At 35.0% G+C, this 20,978-nt stretch carries 13 protein-coding genes; 5 read left to right on the forward strand and 8 right to left on the reverse strand.

The window, feature by feature from the left end; translation table 11 throughout:
* Window positions 1-112 precede the first annotated feature (112 nt).
* Complete coding sequence (locus DR980_RS08920; RefSeq protein ID WP_113635209.1) at window positions 113-583, reverse strand: hypothetical protein; 471 nt, start codon at window positions 581-583, stop codon at window positions 113-115.
* A gap of 67 nt (window positions 584-650) precedes the next feature.
* Window positions 651-2,429, reverse strand: a complete 1,779-nt coding sequence (gene argS, locus DR980_RS08925) for an arginine--tRNA ligase (protein ID WP_113635211.1) — start codon at window positions 2,427-2,429, stop codon at window positions 651-653.
* 202 nt (window positions 2,430-2,631) lie between these two features.
* Between argS and DR980_RS08930 the strand changes: the two genes are divergently transcribed.
* Together DR980_RS08930 and DR980_RS08935 are read left to right on the forward strand one after the other, a co-directional pair.
* A complete protein-coding gene (locus DR980_RS08930; RefSeq protein ID WP_113635214.1) occupies window positions 2,632-6,918 on the forward strand; it encodes a T9SS type B sorting domain-containing protein in 4,287 nt (1,428 codons plus the stop codon).
* 225 nt (window positions 6,919-7,143) lie between these two features.
* Window positions 7,144-9,555 carry a TonB-dependent receptor domain-containing protein gene (locus DR980_RS08935; protein WP_113635217.1) on the forward strand — a complete coding sequence of 804 codons (2,412 nt, stop codon included), beginning with the start codon at window positions 7,144-7,146 and terminating at the stop codon, window positions 9,553-9,555.
* A gap of 109 nt (window positions 9,556-9,664) precedes the next feature.
* Here the strand turns inward: DR980_RS08935 and DR980_RS08940 are convergent, their stop codons facing one another.
* From DR980_RS08940 to DR980_RS08950, 3 genes are all read right to left on the reverse strand, one after another.
* Window positions 9,665-10,336, reverse strand: a complete 672-nt coding sequence (locus tag DR980_RS08940; protein ID WP_113635220.1) for a copper homeostasis protein CutC — start codon at window positions 10,334-10,336, stop codon at window positions 9,665-9,667.
* On the reverse strand, window positions 10,337-11,332 hold the full coding sequence (locus DR980_RS08945) for an isoaspartyl peptidase/L-asparaginase family protein (RefSeq protein WP_113635222.1): 996 nt from the start codon (window positions 11,330-11,332) through the stop codon (window positions 10,337-10,339).
* Window positions 11,333-11,482: 150 nt separating this feature from the next.
* Window positions 11,483-12,490 (reverse strand): 3-oxoacyl-ACP synthase III family protein, encoded by a 1,008-nt coding sequence (locus tag DR980_RS08950; protein WP_113635225.1) that lies wholly within the window; start codon window positions 12,488-12,490, stop codon window positions 11,483-11,485.
* A 294-nt stretch (window positions 12,491-12,784) separates the two neighbouring features.
* On the opposite strand from DR980_RS08950, the gene DR980_RS08955 reads away from it, so the two are divergent.
* Window positions 12,785-15,196: a S9 family peptidase gene (locus tag DR980_RS08955; RefSeq protein ID WP_113635227.1), complete on the forward strand. Its 2,412-nt coding sequence runs from the start codon at window positions 12,785-12,787 to the stop codon at window positions 15,194-15,196.
* Between the two features lie 59 nt (window positions 15,197-15,255).
* Here the strand turns inward: DR980_RS08955 and DR980_RS08960 are convergent, their stop codons facing one another.
* From DR980_RS08960 to DR980_RS08970, 3 genes are all read right to left on the reverse strand, one after another.
* On the reverse strand, window positions 15,256-16,203 hold the full coding sequence (locus DR980_RS08960; protein WP_113635230.1) for an ABC transporter ATP-binding protein: 948 nt from the start codon (window positions 16,201-16,203) through the stop codon (window positions 15,256-15,258).
* Between the two features lie 104 nt (window positions 16,204-16,307).
* Window positions 16,308-17,003, reverse strand: coding sequence for an OmpA family protein (locus DR980_RS08965; RefSeq protein ID WP_113635232.1), 696 nt, complete (start codon window positions 17,001-17,003; stop codon window positions 16,308-16,310).
* 18 nt (window positions 17,004-17,021) lie between these two features.
* A complete protein-coding gene (locus tag DR980_RS08970) occupies window positions 17,022-17,498 on the reverse strand; it encodes a lipocalin family protein (RefSeq protein WP_113635234.1) in 477 nt (158 codons plus the stop codon).
* 179 nt (window positions 17,499-17,677) lie between these two features.
* On the opposite strand from DR980_RS08970, the gene htpG reads away from it, so the two are divergent.
* Window positions 17,678-19,579: a molecular chaperone HtpG gene (htpG, locus tag DR980_RS08975; RefSeq protein WP_113635236.1), complete on the forward strand. Its 1,902-nt coding sequence runs from the start codon at window positions 17,678-17,680 to the stop codon at window positions 19,577-19,579.
* 422 nt (window positions 19,580-20,001) lie between these two features.
* The gene (locus DR980_RS08980; RefSeq protein WP_146779232.1) at window positions 20,002-20,652 is read left to right on the forward strand and encodes a hypothetical protein; all 651 of its coding nucleotides are present in this window, start codon (window positions 20,002-20,004) and stop codon (window positions 20,650-20,652) included.
* Window positions 20,653-20,978: the final 326 nt, after the last annotated feature.

Consider the following 20,978-nt stretch of genomic DNA (forward strand, 5'->3'; position numbering starts at 1 on the left):
TTGAAATGCAAATTTAAGCATTTGATTTTGAAGTTGTATTCATAATATTATAAAAAAAACAGCCTTTTTAGACTGTTTTGAAGTTGTATTCGCTGATTTAACTTAAAATAAACTAATTCTTTTCAAATGTCAAATAATTCATTTCAGCATTACCATTCTTTAAAGCTCTTAATCGTACTTGTGTAGCAGTGATTTCAACAACATCCCATTCCTCAGATAACCCGACAAAAGCTAAAGGATTTGAAAACGAAATAGCAAAATCGATATCATTATTTGGATTATCATCCGCGATATCTGATTTTGTGATTGTCCATTTTCCGCTGTAATCTACATTGAAATTATCTGCCATTAAAATATTATTTGGACCAAAACTAAAATTATAGCCTGAAAAAGAACTCGATTTATTTGTTTTACTATCCAAAAAATAAGTGACTTTCCAAGTTCCGTGATTCAAAGTCGCCAGTATACTTTCCGGACTTTTAGCTACAGTATTTGATACTATTGCGTCATCATCGCAACATGTACCTGCAATGTTTAGCAAAAAAATACAAAGCACAAACGGGAAAAGCACTATTTTTTTCATAATACATTAGTAATTTCGTTTAAAATTACTAAAAATATTATCTTTTTCGTATTAAAATCAACTTTATTTACATTCTTTCAGGAACACTAATTCCCAACAATTTAAATGAAGCTGCAATTATATCTGCTACTTTTTTAGACAATTGAACACGGAAGATTTTCTTTTCTAAATCTTCTTCGCCCAAAATAGGAACTGCTTGATAGAATGAATTGTATTCACGAACTAAATCATAGGTAAAATTTGCCAGCAAAGCAGGACTGTGATGCTGTGCTGCATTTTGAATCACTTCAGGAAATAACTCTAATTGTTTTACCAGTTCTTTCTCTTTTTCGTGCAACGTTGTAATTTTTGATTTATTCGAAAAATCAAAATTTGCTTTACGAATAATAGATTGAATTCTGGCGTAGGTGTATTGAATAAACGGGCCAGTATTTCCTGCAAAATCTACCGATTCTTCCGGATTGAAAAGGATTCGCTTTTTAGGATCTACTTTCAAAATATAATATTTCAAAGCGCCTAAACCTATGGTTTTATACAAAGTACTTTTTTCTTCGGCTGTATAAGTTTCTAATTTCCCTAAATCTTCTGCAATTTTCTGTGCTGTATCAGCCATTTCCTGCATCAAATCATCGGCATCTACAACTGTTCCTTCTCGACTTTTCATTTTTCCGGAAGGTAAATCCACCATTCCGTACGACAAATGAAATAAATTTTTAGACCATTCAAAACCTAATTTTTTCAAGATAAGAAACAACACTTTAAAGTGATAATCCTGTTCATTACCTACCGTATAAACCATTCCACCAACATCTGGATAATCTTTCACACGCTGAATCGCCGTTCCAATATCCTGCGTCATGTAAACCGCAGTTCCATCTGAACGCAATACAATTTTACGGTCCAAACCTTCATCCGTTAAATCAATCCAAACCGAACCGTCAGGATCTTTTTCGAAAACACCTCTGTCCAAACCAATCTGAACAACATCTTTCCCTAATAAATAGGTGTTACTTTCGTAATAAAAACAATCAAAATCAACACCAAGATTTTTATAGGTTTTAGCAAAACCATCATAAACCCATTGATTCATGGTTTTCCACAGCGAAATAACGGCTTCGTCTCCAGCTTCCCATTTTAGCAACATTTCCTGAGCTTCGAGAATGATTGGCGCTTGTTTTTTAGCTTCTTCTTCTGTTTTGCCGGCGCTCATTAATTGCGCTATTTCTTCTTTATACGCTTTATCAAAAGCAACGTAGTAATTTCCAACTAATTTATCTCCTTTTAAACCTGTTGATTCCGGCGTTTGTCCGTTTCCGAATTTTTGCCAAGCCAACATTGATTTACAAATATGAATTCCTCTATCATTAATGATTTGAGTTTTATATACTTTCTTACCCGAAGCTTTGATGATTTCTGCCACTGAATATCCCAAAAGGTTATTACGTACGTGACCTAAATGCAAGGGTTTATTGGTATTTGGCGAAGAATATTCCACCATTACCGCTTTATCTTCTGGATTTGGAGTAACGAAACCAAATTTAACATCGTCTTTTATTTCTCCGAAGAAATCCAAATAATATTCATCTGAAATAACAATATTTAAAAATCCTGAAACTACATTAAACCTACTTACCTCAGCTAAATTTTCAACTAAATAGTTCCCTATTTTATTTCCTAATTCTACTGGATTACTTTTCACCACTTTCAACAAGGGGAAAATAACCATTGTAATATCTCCCTCAAATTCCTTGCGTGTAGTTTGAAATTCAACTTTATCAATGGTAACGTCAAACAAAGCTTTTACAGCTTTTTCAATAGAGGGTGTAAGAATCTGTTGTAATGTCATGGTGTAAATTTAAAAATGCAAAGATAATTCTAATTCCTTAATATGCTTATAAAAGTTTTTCAATTACGTCTTAAAAACACTAATAAATGAAAAAAGCCGTTTTACAACTGCCTTTAAGATTGAGTTAACATAAATTTAGCATTTTTTAAAAATGGTAATTCAATTTTCACTATTTTTGATATGCAAATTAACAACCTAAAACATGAAAAAGACACTTATTTTTATTTTGTTGATGGTTTTACAAAATATTCATTCCCAATCAGTTAACATAAGCACAACGAAATACACGGTTAACGAATTGGTAAATCAGGTATTAGTGAATTCGCCTTGTGTTGAGGGTGTCAATGTAAGTTCGAGAACAGGAACAGCATTTGGATCTTCAAACGGAATAGGATATTTTGAAAACACCAATAGTGCCTTTCCATTTTCTAACGGTGTCGTATTAACGACCGGAGATGTAAACAAAGTAGTAAGTCCTAATACCAGCGTTCTCAGTGATGGTTCAGCGGCATGGATAGGAGATTCTGATTTGGAGGCCAATTTACTTTCGCAGTCTGGAATAACTATTAATTCGACAAATGCGAGTTACATTGAATTTGATTTCCAACCTAAAACACCCAATTTCGATTTTTCTTTTCTTTTTGCTTCCGAAGAATATGGAACTTCCCAATGTAATTTTTCCGATGCTTTTGCTTTTCTTTTAAAAGATGTAACTGCTGGTGGCACAAATGTAAATTTAGCTGTAATTCCCGGTACTGCTATCCCGGTTTCTGTTGAAACCATAAGAGACATGGCTTATAATCCTAGTTGCCCTTCCGCCAATCCAAACTATTTTGGAGCTTTTAATGGAGGTGGATTTGGTCCTGCCATAAATTTCAACGGACAAACAGTTTCAATGCTAGCTTCGGCAACCGGCTTAGATATTACTCACGTCTATCGAATTAAATTAGTAATTGCTGACGGAGGAAATAATACGGGTTATGATTCTGCCATCTTTTTAGAAGCAAATAGTTTTAATATTGGACAAGATGTTTTAGGACTTGATTACACTACGGCAAACAATGCTGCAATTTGTCCTGGTAACACGTTGCCAATATTATCGGCCGCAGGTTTAGATCCGGCAACTACTTTTGTTTGGAAAAAAAATGGAATAGTATTTTCGCCGGCACAAACAGGGGTGACATTAGATCTCAATGCAATCACTCCACTGGTTAGTTCCGGAATTCATACTTATAGTGTAATGTATAAAGAACCCGGATGCATCGAAGTTACAGATGAAATCACGATAGAAATTTATCCTAAGATCGGCGTAATCACGACAGTTCCTAACATTTACGCATGTGATTCTGGGGCTTCCTCCTATGATTTTGATCTAAATAAAAACACTATAATCATTAGGGCTGGGATTAACCAATCGACGAGTACAGATGGCGCTTTAGATGATTTACCCGCAAATACTATTATTACTTATCACTTAACTGATGCAGATGCACGGGGAAATATTGGCGCAATATCAATTCTTCAGACTATTTCAAGTACTGAAAGTGGGAAACAAATTTTTGCCAGAATTCAAAACCCGGACACGTTATGCTTTGAAGTTAGGTCTTTTCAATTGCTGATTGTTCCGCCACCTCAAATTGCAAATATCCCGGCAGATGCAACACTATGTTCCAGAAATTTATCTGAAACTCCTTTGAGAGCTAATTTCAACTTAACAACACAAATTGCGTCCATTATTGGTTCTCAAAATACATCGTACAACCTTCTTACATTTCACTCCTCAGAAACGGGAGCAAATAACAATACTAATATTATAACTCCAAATGCAAGTAACCAATTATTATCTCCAAGCACAACGTTATGGGTTCGATTACAAAATATTTCAAATCCTAATTGTTATGTTGTTACCAGTTTTAAATTGATTGTCAATCCTTTGCCAGAAGTAGATATATTACCAGATGTATTTGTATGTGACTCTTATACTCTCCCACCATTAACAAAAGCCGGAGCGCAATACTGGACCGGAAATAACGGAACCGGAACACAACTTTTTGTAGGAGATATAATAAATACTACTACATTGAACCTTTATGTTTTTAATCAATCTGGGCTGTGTACCAACCAAGATTCTTTTAACGTGACTATTGCTGATTTAGACTCAATAACACCAGTTTCACAAACATATTGCACGCAATATCAGCTACCCTCTTTACCCTATGCCCGATATTTTACTCAAAGCGGAGGAACTAACACTCCTGGTAATATAGAGTTAGCAGCTGGATTTACGGTAAATACACCGGGAGTTAACAGAATTTATGTTTGGTTTGAAGACACAACTATTACACCATCTTGTACACAAGAAAGACCATTTGATATAACTATTATTCCATTTACTGCATTACCTAATTATTCAAATCAATTTGCATGCACCTCTTACACATTACCTAACGATCCTAATGGTGGTATTTATTACACTGGAATTAATAAGAGCGGATTTCTTTTGCCAGCAGGAACAATAGTGAGTACGACTACCCAAATCTATGTATATAAAGAGAGTGGTACTTCTCCAGTAAATTGTTCCGACGAAAAGACCTTTACAGTCTTTATTGGTTTAGCTAGCATTACTCCCCCAACAGATGTAAATTCATGTTCTTCATACACACTTCCGACATTGGTCGTAGGAGAATATCGAACTGCGGCAGCGGGCGGAGGAACTTCAATTGCTGCTGGAACATTCATCAATGCAACCACAACACTTTGGTTTTATGTACCAGGACAAGCGTGTACCGATAATCTTGATTTTACTGTGACAGTGAATATTGCTCCTTTGCCAGAGATACTAGATACCGAGCCACAATGCGACGTATATTATTTACCTCCAGTTGCACATTCAGGAAATTATTTCACAGGTCCCTTAGGAACTGGAGAACTTCGTCCCGTGGGATATCCTGTAACCACTACACAACTAATGTACTTCTATGATAAAGCCCCAATCGGAACATGTTATGTGGAAAAAGAATTCGTGATTACCATTAATAAATCTCCTGCAATTGATGCAAAACCAGTGGAAGTTATTCGATGTGGTCAAAGTTATATTTTAGATGATTTAAGAAACGGGGAATATTATGAATTTGCGGGCGGACCCTCTCCTACGAATCCTGTTTTACCACCCGGAACCGTTTTGACAACCTCAAAAACAATCTATGTTTATGCCGCAGCCGCAGCTCCTAACACCTGTGTTTCTGAATACAGCATAGATGTGATAGTTACATTTGTAAATGACATAGACGATCAATTTGCATGTAATAGTTACAATTTACCAGCTATCGTAGGAATGGGGAGTTATTATACCGCTCCCAATGGTCCCGCAGGAACTGGAGTACAATTACTGCCTCCTTATTCTCCCATAACTGCTACGACAACACTATATATTTATGTAGAAAATAACAATAGAGTTACCTGTATTGATGAAGATCCTTTTATTATTACCATTTACAATAGTCCAACCATAACACCTATTGCTCCTGTAACCAGATGTGAATCTTATGAACTTCCGGCGTATACCGCTCCTGTAACAAGATATTTTACGAATCCAGGCGGTCCTGGAAGTAACAACACTGAACGATTTCCAGGCGATTTTATCACTGCTTCAACTACTATTTATGCCTATGCCGAATCAGGAACATCTGCAACTGTGGTTTGTCCTACTGAAAAACCGATGGTAATTACTATCACCGAAAAACCAAAACCGGCTCTAAACATTCCGGCCATTTGTATCGATATTGATACTGGAATAACTACTGCTGCTTTTATTGAAAGTGGATTTACCGCACCTCAGTACTCCTTTGAATGGAAAAGCGAAGACGGAACTTTAGTCAGTACAGCTGATAATTTTTCAACAAATGAGCCCGGAAACTATACGCTCACAGTTACCAACTTGTCTATTTTTGGCTGTACTTCTGACATTGTCCCTTTTACAGTTATTGAATCTTCAAAACCCGCCTCTGTAACCTTTACAACCAGTGGATGGTTCACGGATAACCAAACCATAACGGTTACTGCTGTCCCATTTGTTGGCGACGGAAGTAATTTCCTATATTCATTAGATGGAGGTTCCCCACAAGAGAGTAATGTGTTCACCAATGTGAGCTCCGGAATTCATGAAATAATAGTGAGCGATGCCAATTGCGGAACTTTTACAATTCCTTTATCTGTCAGACTTATAAATAGTCCTAAATTCTTTACTCCAAACGGAGATGGCTTTAACGATACTTGGAATATTACCGGTATACCAGATAGTGAAAATTTAAAATTATATATTTTTGATCGCTATGGAAAACTGCTCAAAGAATTATTTCCAAATGGTTCGGGTTGGGACGGAACCTTTAATGGATATCCACTCCCAGCTGATGATTATTGGTTTTCGATTTCATACACCGAGGACAATGTTTTAAAAGAATATAAATCCCATTTCTCATTAAAAAGATAAACACTAACGTATTCTCTAAAAGGGCTTTCATAATCGAAAGCCCTTTTTTTTTGTTATTTAAATAATAAAAACCAAAAATACTTGTAACAAAACAGTGCCTCATCAGTCTATTATGTACTTTCAAAATGCAAAATAATAATTATGCATAAAATAGTACTTTGCAATACATAATAATTAAAATAAATAATTACCTTTGCTTCATCAATCATTTAAATCAAATCAATCATGAAACTTAAATTAATTTTAATCTGTTTAATCGGAACGTTGTTTTCGATGCAGGCACAAACTTCGGTCAAACCGACGATTCTAGAAAACACAGGAATTATTTCTGGAAAGATCACTGACAAAAAAACTAATGAACCTTTACCGTACGTGAATATTGTGGTAAAAGAAAACAACAAAGTTATTACTGGTGAAATCACATCTGATAAAGGAACTTTTCAAATAAAAAATTTAGCCTTAAAAGATTACATTGTTGAAATCCAGTTTATGGGATATAAGACCATCACTAAAGCAATTTCACTGACAAACGACGCAAAAAATGCAAATCTGAACACGATTGCTATCGAAGAAGATGCCATTGAATTAAAGGGCGTAAATATAATTGCTGAACCTTCCACCATTGAACAAAAAATTGACAGAAAAGTAATCAATGTAGGGAAAGATCTAACCACGGCAGGTGCAACGGCATCCGAAATCATGAATAATATTCCTTCTGTAAATGTAGACCAAGATGGAAAATTATCTTTGCGAGGAAACGAAAACGTACGCGTTCTGGTAGATGGACGTCCAAGTAATATTGAAGCTTCACAGCTGTTGAAACAAATTCCGTCCACTTCCATTAAAAAAATTGAATTAATCACGAATCCAAGTGCCAAATACAATCCGGAAGGAATGTCTGGGATCATCAACATTGTTTTACATAAAAATGCCAATGACGGATTTAATGCCAGCATCAATACAGGTCTGACTTTTGCACAAACACCAAAGATTAGCAATTCCCTTAACATGAACTATAGAACCGGTAAGGTGAACTTTTTCTCCACTTATGGAAATAATTTTGGTAAAAACTTCAATGAAGGAAATATTTCAAGGCTTGACGACAACTCCAATCAAATGTTTGATATCGTGAATGATAATAAATCTCATTTGTTCAAAATTGGAATGGATTACTACATCAATGACAAAAACACTATTTCTGCTTACACGAATCAAAATATATTTGTTGGTAATGGTATCGTGGATGTGAACATTGTAAATCCAAATACCTCTCAAAATTTGCTGCTAAATTCCAAATATTTTTCAGACAATACGGACGGAACTTATAATGTAGCGTTCAAACATTTAACGAAAAAAGAAGGTGAAACACTGGATTTAGAAATAAATCACAGCATCTATTCTGAAAATCAAGATGCTAGTTTTCTAACTACTTTCAACAATCCAAATATTCCAAGCAGTTCTTATAACGATAATCTGGGTGATAAAAGACAAAATTCAACCGTCAATTTAGACTATGTAAATCCGCTTAATGACAAAACTAATTTAGAGTTAGGTGCTGAAAGCAGAATTATACGAACAGAAAACAATTACATGACTAACAACAGTTCGTTATCAAATTCTGATTACAGCTATGATTTAGACATCTATTCTGCTTACGCTACATTTGGTCAAAAATTCAAAAAAATAGGATATCAATTAGGTGCCCGTTTTGAAAGCTACAAGGTAAACGCAATGTTAAACGGCGTTACCGCTTACAAAGATGATTATTTCACAGTGTATCCTTCAGCTTCGATGACTTATTCTCCAACTGAAAAGAATCAGTTCCAAATCAGTTTAAGCCGACGTGTAGACAGACCTAGTTTAGACCAAACCAAACCTATCAGAGAATTCAGCACACCTAGAATAACCTCCATTGGAAACCCTGAATTAGACCCGCAATTTACCACATCTATTGAATTAAATTACACTAAGACAATTGCTAAAGGATCATTCAGTACTGGTCTTTTTATAAGAAGTATTTACAATGAAATTAACAGAATTCTCTATCCAGATCCACAAAATCAGGACCAACAAATTATGAGTTTTGATAACTTCGACAATAATACAGCCTATGGTTTTGAGGCCTCTTTAAATTACAAAATCAATAGTTGGTGGGACATACAACCGGCGATAGATTTTTCTAGTATTAACCAAAATGGATTAGTTTCAGTACTTAATTCAACCACCAATACATTTGATTTGGTTTCCAAAGAAGTAACTGCATCAGCTTTCAATGCCCGTTTCAACAGTAATTTCAAAGCCACTAAAAACCTTCGTTTCCTTTTATTTGGATTTTATCGTTCCGGAGTTGATGGTGTACAATTCAACGGTAAAGAAATGTATAAAATTGATACCGGTGGACGTTATTCTTTCCTAAAAGACAAAGCTACTTTAAGCGTTCGTTTCAATGATATTTTCAATACGATGAAAGCCGGTTTTGATGGACAAAATCCATACCCGCAAGTAGGTCAGTTTACTTGGGAAAGCCAATCCCTTTATCTTGGTTTTAACTACATCTTTGGCGCAGGGAAAAATAAAAACTTGCAGCGCAAACAAAGAGATAACAATACCAAACAAGATGGTGGAGGATTGTTTTAAACAAAAAATAAAATGCCTGAATAAAAATTAGTTTTAATAGTTAGTTACCAAAAGAAAAACTCGGAGTATGCCAACTCCGAGTTTTTTGATTTAAAAACTTTTATGCGAATTATAAATGGGCTTTTAGGGCTTTTATTTCCTCTGGATTTGCTATTTCCCCCATACCAATAACTGCAGAAGAATGATAGAAAACAGCTTTTGTTTTTGCCTTTAATAATCCAATATTTGTTGAACGCAACCCACCACCTGGCATTATTACAATTCGATTATTAGCCTTTTCTACTAATCTTGCCAAAACATCAACACCGTCAACTGCATTTGTTTCTTCTCCTGAAGTCAGAACGGCTTTAAAACCAAATTCGATTAGCGATTCAAGTGCTTGGAATTTATTTTTTACACCATCAAAAGCACGATGAAACGTACAAGGAAGTGGCTTTGCCAAATCTACTAACTCTGCATTTTGTAGTTCATTAAGACTACCGTCTTCGTTTAAAATTCCAAAAACAAAACCATCAACCTGAAGTTTTTTCAATGCTAATATTTCTGATTTCATTTGTTCGAATTCAAAATCAGAATAAACGAAATCTCCACCACGAGGCCGAATCATAACATTCAAATCAATGGTGACTTTATCCCGAACAATTTTGGTAAATTCGAAATCTGGCGTTGTTCCGCCCGCTGTTCTATTGGCGCATAATTCTACTCTATTAGCACCATTTTCTTGTGCAATAACAGCTGATTCCAAATTGAAACAGGCGATTTCCAGTTGAGCTTTTTTCATTTATTTTAAAAAATAATCGGCATCGATTAATCGGTTTCCAGTTGCATCATTCACAGCATAATTGAAACCGCCCTGAATACAATAGGAACCATATTCTCCTTTTTTATTTAATGCAATGAAACCAACTTGTATATCTTTTAGATTTTTATTTCTTTTTCGGGTCAAATTCACGATTCTTGAAACCGCTTCCTCACAGGCTTTTTGTGGTGATTTACCTTGGCGCATCAGCTCGACAACCAAGTGACAACCGGAAATCCGAATCACTTCTTCTCCATGTCCTGTGGCTGTTGCGGCACCAATTTCATTATCTACATACAAACCAGCCCCAATAATAGGTGAATCGCCCAAACGTCCATGCATTTTGAAAGCCATTCCGCTTGTTGTACACGCACCGGAAAGATTTCCATCAGCATCCAAAGCAATCATCCCAATGGTATCGTGATTTTCAATATTAGCAATTGGTTTGTACTGACTCGTTTTTAACCATTCCTTCCATTCTTTTTCGGATTCTTCCAATAACAAATTTTCTTTTACAAAACCTTGCGATAAAGCAAACTGCAAAGCGCCATCACCAACCAACATAACATGTGGCGATTTTTCCATCACAGCGCGAGCCACAGCAATGGGATGTTTTATAAATTCCAAACACCCCACTGAACCAATATTGGCGTTTTCATCCATAATACACGCATCAAGTGTTACGCGACCATCTCTATCCGGCCTTCCGCCATAACCCACGCTTCTTTCCGTTGGATCGCCTTCTGGAATTTTTACTCCCGCCTCGACAGCATCTAAGGCTCGACCGTTATTTTTTAAAACTTCCCAAGCAGCTGCATTCGCTTGGATTCCAAAATTCCATGTAGAAAGGACAATGGGTTTCGTTCCTTTTTTAGATGAAAAATCATTTTCTTCCTCTGGTTTCCCTTTGAATGAATGTAACGCCACAGCTGCGGAAGCAAAAGCTGCTGTTTTCAAAAAATTTCTACGGTTTGTCATTTTGATTGGATTAGTATTGGATGTATCAATTTTGAACTATAAATATAATGGTTCACCTTTAAATAAAAAAACCTGCACAATAATTTGCGCAGGCTTAGACTTTTTATTCTGTAAGAATTAAAATCGAAATCCGATTCCTTGAACTACTTTTTACCATTTAATAATTGCGCTTCCCCAAGTAAAACCACTGCCAAATGCTGCCAAAACAACAGTATCTCCTGATTTTATTTTGCCTTGTTCCCATGCTTCAGTCAAAGCAATTGGAATTGAAGCTGCGGTAGTATTTCCGTATTTCTGAATATTATTATATACCTGATCATCTGTCAAGTTGAATTTCTTTTGGATAAACTGTGAAATTCTCAAATTAGCCTGATGCGGAATCAACATATCAATATCCGAAACCTGTAAATTATTCGCTTGTAATCCTTCATTAATCACTTCACTGAAACGAACCACTGCATTTTTAAATACAAATTGTCCGTTCATGTACGGGAAATAACTTTCATCATCCGGATCATTATCTGCTAAAATATCCGTTACCCAACGGCCTCCCATTCCTGGAGCTTTTACAATTAGTTCTTCGGCGTGCTGCCCTTCAGAATGTAAGTGCGTGGATAAAATCCCTTTTGTCAAATCTTCTTCCCTGCTCAAAACGGCAGCTCCTGCCCCATCTCCAAAAATTACCGAAACGCCACGTCCACGGGTCGTCATGTCTAATCCGGTAGAATGAACTTCAGATCCAATAACCAATATGTTTTTATACATTCCAGTTTTTATGTACTGATCAGCTACTGACAAGGCGTAAATAAATCCAGAACATTGATTTCTTACATCTAGTGCGCCAACAGTTCTTAAACCCAAATCACGTTGCACTAAAACTCCTGGTCCAGGGAAATAAAAATCAGGACTCAAAGTGGCAAAAACCACAAAATCGATATCTTCCTTAGCGACACCAGAACGCTCTATCGCAATTTTAGCCGCTTTCACGCCCATAGAAGTCGTTGTATCTTCTCCTTTTATAATGTGTCTTCGTTCTTGAATCCCTGTTCTTTCCTGAATCCACTCGTCATTGGTATCTATAATTTTGGACAAATCGTCATTTGTCACTACGTTTTCGGGAACATAATAACCCAATCCTTCTATTTTTGAATGATACATATACTATTGTTATTTTATTAAAATACGAGTGCAAATTTAAAACATACTTGAAAATATGAGCTCACAAATTACCACTTTTTTAGCAATTTACAAGTTTTATGCCTTTTGTCATCCTTTACAGCTAGCATCGGTCATAAAATTATGACAGAATGCAAATGAAAATAAAACTACAAGAAAGCAAACTGAAACCAATGCAAAAGTTAAAAAGAGATATTTGTTTCCAAATGTAACAACATTGAATTATTTTAGACCAATTATTGACACTGTCAACACTAATTTAAAATCATTCAAATTATGAAGTTAAAAATTCCATTTTTTTTATTTCTTGGACTAAGCTTAACCACTTATGCACAAGAAAACTTAACCTATCAAAAACCATCTCAATCCATTTTGGAATTGGCTGATTATGAAAGAGCGCCTTCGGTATCGATGGATACCAAAAAAGAATACATGCTGTTGACGTATAGAAATACCTATAAATCACTGGACGATTTAAACCAAGATGAACTGCGCTTGGGCGGATTGCGGATTAATCCAATTACAAATATTTCGAGTGCAGTTACGTATGTGAACAACCTGAAATTACGCAAAATAAAAGACAAAAATGAAGTACAGGTTGCAGGTTTACCAACAAATCCCCGCATTAGTACTATCGCTTGGTCACCAAATGATAAAAAAATCTCATTTTCGCACACCACCGCTTCTGGTGTTGAACTTTGGGTTATCGATGTTACTTCGGCGAAAGCCACTAAATTAACAGAAGCCACCGTGAATGCGAATATCGGAAGTCCGTTCAGCTGGATGAACGACAACGAAACCATTTTGGTAAAAATGTTACCAAAAAATAGAGCAGCGCTTTTGGATGCCAAAAAAGATTTGCCAACCGGCCCGATAATTTCAAATGCCGATGGTGTAAAATCTCAAAACAGAACCTATCCAGACATGTTGAAAAACAAGAATGATGAAATCAATTTTGAGAACATCATGACTTCTGAATTGTACAAAGTAAACTTGAACGGAACCGCAACTTTATTCAAAAAAGCTGATATGTATGCAGGAGAAAGCTTCTCTCCTGATGGAAATTATTTGATGCTGACTACGATTCAAAAACCATTTTCATATATTGTTCCATTAAGTCGTTTTCCATCAAAATCTGTAGTTTATGATAAAGCCGGAAACGAAGTAAAAGTAGTGAATGAAGTGCCGCTTACTGAAATAATCCCTAAAGGTTTTATGGCCGTTCGAAAAGGAAAAAGAAACATGAGCTGGAGAGCTGATAAACCGGCAACATTAGCGTATGCTGAAGCCTTAGACGGTGGAGACCCTGCAAACAAAGTAGAATTCAGAGATGAAGTTTTTCTTTGGAACGCACCATTTAATGGAGCAGCTACTTCGTTAGTAAAAACACCTCAACGCTACGACAGAATGATTTGGGGGAATGACAATGTTGCTATAATTTCTGACGAATGGTACGACACACGTAATACCAAAACATACATTATCAATCCTTCGAATCCAAGTCAGGCTCCAAAAGTAATTTTCGATAGAAATTCTCAAGATGTATATTCTGATCCAGGGAATTTTGAAACCAGAAAAAACGAATACAACAGGTATGTTTTGGCTATCGAAAATGACAATGCGTATTTACTTGGCGATGGTTTTACTAAAAACGGTCAATTTCCATTTATCAGTGAATTTAATTTGAAAACAGCACAAGCAAAACGTTTGTACACCTCAGCTTATACAGATAAAAAAGAGGATATTTTGGAGATTGAAGATTTCAAGAAAGGAACTGTTTTAGTACAAATCCAGTCTAAAAATGAATATCCGAATTATTACCTTAGAAACATCAAACGAAAAAATAAACTAACGCCTATTACCGCATTCAAAAATCCTTTTGAGAGTATCAAAAATGTGAGTAAGGAAGTGATTAAATACAAGCGTAAAGATGGTGTTGAATTATCTGGAACGTTGTATTTACCTGTAGGTTATGACAAGGTTAAAAAAGAGAAAATGCCGTTATTGATTTGGGCCTATCCAGCTGAATATAAAGACAAAAATTCAGCGGGACAAAGCACACAAAACCCGAATGAATTCACATTTCCTAGTTATGGCTCATTCGTTTATTGGGTAACAAAAGGCTATTTAGTTCTTGATGACGCTGCTTTTCCTATTATTGGCGAAGGAACGACTGAACCAAATGATAATTTCATAACGCAATTAGTTGACAATGCAGAAGCAGCGATTAATGCAGTAGATGCTCTCGGATACATCAACAGAAAAAAAGTAGCCGTTGGTGGTCACTCTTATGGCGCTTTTATGACGGCTAATTTGTTGACACATTCCAACCTTTTTGCATGCGGAATCGCCCGAAGTGGTGCGTACAACAGAACGTTGACTCCTTTTGGATTTCAAAGTGAGCAACGCAATTACTGGGAAACTCCTGAAGTTTATAACACAATGTCACCATTCATGAATGCGGATAAAATGAAAACACCAATGCTTTTAGTACACGGTGAAGCCGATAACAATCCGGGAACATTTACTTTACAAACTGAACGCTATTTTCAAGCTTTGAAAGGTTTAGGAGCTCCAGCAAGAATGGTGATTCTTCCAAAAGAAGCTCACGGTTATGTAACCAAAGAAAATATTTTGCATTTGCTTTGGGAACAAGATCAATTCTTAGAAAAATATTTGAAGAATTAATTCCAACTTTACATAAAAGCAAAACCCCGAAATCATATTGATTTCGGGGTTTTCTATTTTTAAGATAACATCAAGAACACTTCCTGATTGAGTTCTAATTCCGAATCATGTTCAAAGAAAATCGCTCTTCTTTCAAAAGCTGCTTTTACTAAATAATGACTTCCTTTGAAATAGCACTGTTTCACGACTGCTTTCATAAGGGCGTTGTCCACCACTTTGAGTTGATGAGGATATAATAAAAGTAAGGCATCTTCATCGTCTTCAATGTCTATTAACTGCGATAATTTCAATTCGTTTACTTCCCCAAAAAGAGACGCAATGTATTTATTAGCTGGGTTTTCATATAAGGATTTAGAATCCCCTTTTGCCACTACCTTTCCGTTTTGAACTACAATTGTTTCATCAGAGAAAGACAACGCATCAGTACTGTCATGCGTAGCAATAATACAGGTAACCCCTTTGTCTTTTAAGTAACGGAATAAATTCCGGCGCAACGAATTCTTTCGGAAAGAATCAATTTGACTGAACGGTTCGTCGAGCAAAATAATTTCAGGTTCCAGAGCCAAAACTCTTGCCAAAGCCACTCTTTGCTGCTGTCCGCCACTTAGGAATTTCGCTTTTACTTTTGCGAAAGCAGTCATTTCGACCATTTCCAACAATTCTTGAACACGGGCTTTTTTCTCCTCAGGATACATATTGGACAAGAACTTGCCTACATTTTCTTCGACGGTTATGTAAGGCATCAAATCGAAATCCTGAGCTAAATATTTAATATAATCTTCTCCCGGAACTAGATTATATTTAGGTCCCAAAATAGGTTTGTCATTATAGGTTATCGCTCCGCTATTTAGATCATATAATCCGTATATTAGTTTAAGTAACGTACTTTTTCCGCAACCGCTTTCGCCAATAATTGCTGTATTTTCCCCTTTAGCAATTGTGAAACTAACATTTTCAATAACGGGTTTGTCAATGTAAGTAAACGATATGTCTTTTATCTCTAGCATCATCTTTATTTAAAGCTGCAAATTTACGATGTTTAATTCAAATTTAGGCACAAAAAAGGGCTGCTTCTTGACGAAACAGCCCTTGTTTTTATAGTGTTTTTTGCTTAGTTTTTCACTTCAGCTTCTGCATCTTTAATCATTTTTTCATTTGCAGTAATAGCAAATTCAACACGACGGTTTTGACTTCTACCATCAACTGTTTCATTAGAAGCAATTGGATCAGCAATTCCTAAACCAGTAACTTGAAATCTACTTGAAGAAACCCCTTTACTAGCTAAATAATTTTTAACTGCTGCAGCTCTTTGTCCTGAAAGTTTTAAGTTATAATCAGCTGGACCAGTACTGTCTGTATAACCATAAATCGTAATATCAGTATCAGGATATTCTGCAAAAACTGGAACTAATTTATCTAAATTAGCTTTTGCACCAGCAGTCAAAGAAGATTTGTTAGTATCAAAACGCACAGCATTTTCATTCAAAACTAATTTAATTCCTTCTCCAATACGAACTACTTCAGCTCCTGGAAGAACAGCATCAATTTCTCTTGCTTGTTTATCCATTTTGTTACCAATAACTCCACCGGCAACTCCACCAATAACACCACCTAATACTGCTCCCATTGCACCTTTACCACCTTTACCAAGATTGTTCCCAAGAACACCTCCAAGTACAGCTCCTGCAACAGCACCAATACCAGCACCTCTTTGAGTTTTGTTAGTGTTTTTTACCGCCTCGCAGCTAGTAAACATTGAACCCATAACCATTATTGTTGCTATTGCAACTATCGAAATCTTTTTCATATCTGTATTTTTTACTTATTAATTAACTTTTTGAAACTGATACACAACATCAGTCATTTTTCCTGCTACATCAATTTTATCAATCAATTGAAAAGAAGATTCTGTTTGATTGGCTACGTATAAAATATAACCTTCTTTCACTTTTCTAGCTTTTTCTCCAGCATTAAGAACTTTAAGGACAAATAGTCCATCATCATTGATAAACCACGTAATTGGCGAGCTGAATGCCATACAATTCGCTTTTGTCAAAGCCATAGTTCCTTTATTATTATTCGAAACAAATTTCCAATTACTTCCTACGAAACATTCTGAATCCGCTATTTGAAAAGAATTTACTTTTACATATTGTGAACCTGGATACGTTACAGAACTAATTACCCAATTTCCTTTCATTGCTACCTGAGATTTTCTATCGGTTTTCGTACTTGTAGCAGATGTTGACTTACATGCAAACATCAAAACGGCTAATGTGCATAATAAAATAACTTTTTTCATTTTCTTAAATTTAATGAATTAATACTTACACAAATATACGAAGCAATTAAACACGTTTGTTTCAGAATTAAATTATTTTATATCATAATTAACGCTTGCGACAATTTGTCACTTCCATTATAAATGGTATTACATTTGAAAGAATTATAACCATCAAAATAAACTAAAAAATTCATAATATGACAACAGGTAAAATTAATGTTTCGGTAGAAAACATCTTTCCCTTAATCAAGAAATTCTTATACAGCGATCACGAAATTTTCTTGCGTGAATTGATTTCGAACGGAACAGATGCAACACTTAAATTAAAGCATTTAACCAGCATTGGCGAAGCCAAAGTAGAATACGGAAACCCAATTATCGAGGTGAAAATCGATAAGGAAGGCAAAAAACTGCACATCATTGATCAAGGTCTGGGAATGACGGCTGATGAAGTAGAGAAATACATCAACCAAGTAGCTTTTTCTGGTGCTGAGGAGTTTTTGGACAAATACAAAGATTCAGCTAAAGATTCTGGAATTATTGGACATTTTGGTCTTGGTTTTTATTCTGCTTTTATGGTTGCCGAAAAAGTGGAAATCATCACTAAATCGTTCAAAGATGAACCTGCTGCACACTGGACTTGCGACGGAAGCCCGGAATTCACATTAGAGCCAGCTGACAAAACTTCTCGTGGTACAGAAATCATTTTGCATATTGCCGAAGATTCTTTGGAATTCTTGGAAGAATACAAAATCAAGGAACTGTTGAACAAGTACAATAAGTTCATGCCTATCCCAATTAAATTTGGAACAAAAACAGAGAAAATAGAGCAAAAAAAGGGTGAAGAAGTTGCTGAAGAAGATAAAGACAAAACTTTTACGGAAGTTGAAGTAGATAATATCATCAACAACCCAAATCCGGCTTGGACTAAACAACCAACAGAATTATCTGCGGAAGATTACAAGAATTTCTACCATGAATTGTATCCTATGCAATTTGAAGAACCATTATTCCACATTCATTTAAATGTAGATTATCCGTTCAATTTAACCGGTATTTTGTATTTCCCAAAACTAGGTTCTGATTTACAAATTCAGAAAGACAAAATCCAATTGTACCAAAATCAAGTGTACGTAACGGATAATGTAGAAGGAATTGTTCCTGAGTTTTTAATGATGCTGAAAGGTGTTGTTGATTCACCAGATATTCCATTGAACGTTTCTCGTTCTGGATTACAAGCCGATGCTGCGGTTAAGAAAATCTCGAATTACATCACGCGTAAAGTAGCCGATAAATTAAAATCGTTGTTCACTGAAAACCGTGAAGATTTTGAACAAAAATGGAACGACATCAAAATCGTTTTAGAGTACGGAATGCTTTCTGAAGATAAATTCTACGAAAAAGCAGGTGCGTTTGTTTTGTATCCAACAGTTGACGGTAAATATTACACTTTAGAAGAATTAAAAGAAAACCTTGCGGCTAATCAAACGGACAAAGACGGGAAATTAGTGGTTTTATACGCTGGAAATAAAGAAGCGCAACACTCTTATATTGAAATTGCGAAAGATAAAGGATATGAAATTTTATTGCTAGATTCTCCTATTATCTCGCATCTAATTCAAAAAATTGAAGGCGATAACAGCAACATGACTTTTGTACGTGTCGATTCAGATCATATTGATAATTTAATCAAGAAAGAGGAAACGACTATTTCTAAATTATCTGAGGAAGAACAAACCAACTTGAAAACAGTTCTGGAAGCTATTGTTCCTAAACAAACCTATTCAGTTCAACTGGAAGCTTTAGATAGTAATGCTTCACCATTCATCATCACGCAACCAGAATTTATGCGTAGAATGAAAGAAATGAGCCAGTCAGGCGGCGGAGGAATGTTCGGAATGGGAAATATGCCGGAAATGTATAATTTAGTGGTAAATACTAACTCTGAATTGGCAACAAGCATCCTAAACAACAAAGACAAAGACGCTCAGGAAAGTTTGGTAAAACAAGCACTTGACTTAGCTAAACTTTCTCAAAACCTATTAAAAGGAGAAGCATTAACCGCTTTCGTGAAAAGAAGTTTTGAAATGATTAAATAAGCAGAGAACCCATTTTATGAAGTAAAATGGTATGAATCGCTTATTCCGAAGTTGTTTCGGAATATCCAAAATACTAAAGCTGTCCATTGGGCAGCTTTTTTTTTGGAGCATAACGATTGTTTTCCAGAATCACTTTCGTCCCGCTATGCGCTGCAATCTTTGCTTTTGGCTCCCGCCAAAGCAAAGGATTTTCACTCCTATCGGGGCTATTTACAGTATTTTAGGGTTACAAATTCGTTTAGCAGCAGGAGTAAATAAGTACTAATTTGTAAAGAATTATTTATATATTTGTTTTAATAGAGAAGTTTGACTTTTGGTAGATTTAACAAACACAATATAGGTTTATAACTTTAAAAACGTCAGCAATATATACAAGTTACTAGCAATAAATCTGAAAATCGTGAAAAATGGAATATCCAATTTTGGAATCATTAAAAAAGTACAAAACACATTTTAATCAAGAGCAGTTCATAAGCTTAAATGCAGATAGTGATTTTGGTAATTTAAATTTAAATTATAGTCAAATAGTTATTAGAATTGAATGCGTGAATTCCCAAATTATAGATTTATATCACAAATTTTATATCGAAAAACATAAAAGAGAAACCGAAGGTTTTGCTATGTATAATTTAGACGAATCATATTTGAATATAATGGTAACCGAGCAAATTTTCTATTGGTTGAGAAAAACTACCGATGAAATAATTTCATTAATTTCTTTGTGTACAGATTTCAAAAGCAATGGTAAATATCCAAAAAAAATTAAAGTAAGTTCTATTGGAGAATTTTTAAAATTAAAAACGCCTTTTATAGAAGTAATCGAAGAAAATAAGGATTTACTGAAATTGTTAAATGAGATATCAAATACATTCAAACATTCATTTATCAATCCTCAAATTATGGCATATAAAGGCTCGGAATACCCCGTAGTATTTGCTTATAACTTACATTATAATGACCTAAAAAATGAAGCAAAATTTATACAAATTGAACTTAAAAAATTTTTAAATGATTACGACAAATTTCTTCTTGAAATAAAAAACTATATTGAGGAAAATTTCAAATATAATTAAAAAATTTACTGCTTATAATCGAGTAGTACCCAAGCTAGCGCGAGCATCCCGCTCATGGACATTCTTAAAAGTAAAAAACTATAAATTAAAATTGGTATGAGAAGGAATTAATTATATGATACTAAAAACAAATAAATTATGTCAAGAGTTGTAATGGCAATAGGTTTAGTAATCGCTTTTATAGGTTGGATTTTATACCGACTAATAATTAAAAAAGACTTAAATAAAAATTTAAATAACGTATACCTTGGACTATTTTTTATAATAATTTGGGCATTATTTTATTTTTTTATTGTTGAATATTTTTAAAAATCGTATATTAATTT

The sequence above is a fragment of the Flavobacterium psychrolimnae genome, from assembly GCF_003312425.1.
Taxonomy (GTDB): Bacteria; Bacteroidota; Bacteroidia; order Flavobacteriales; family Flavobacteriaceae; genus Flavobacterium; species Flavobacterium psychrolimnae.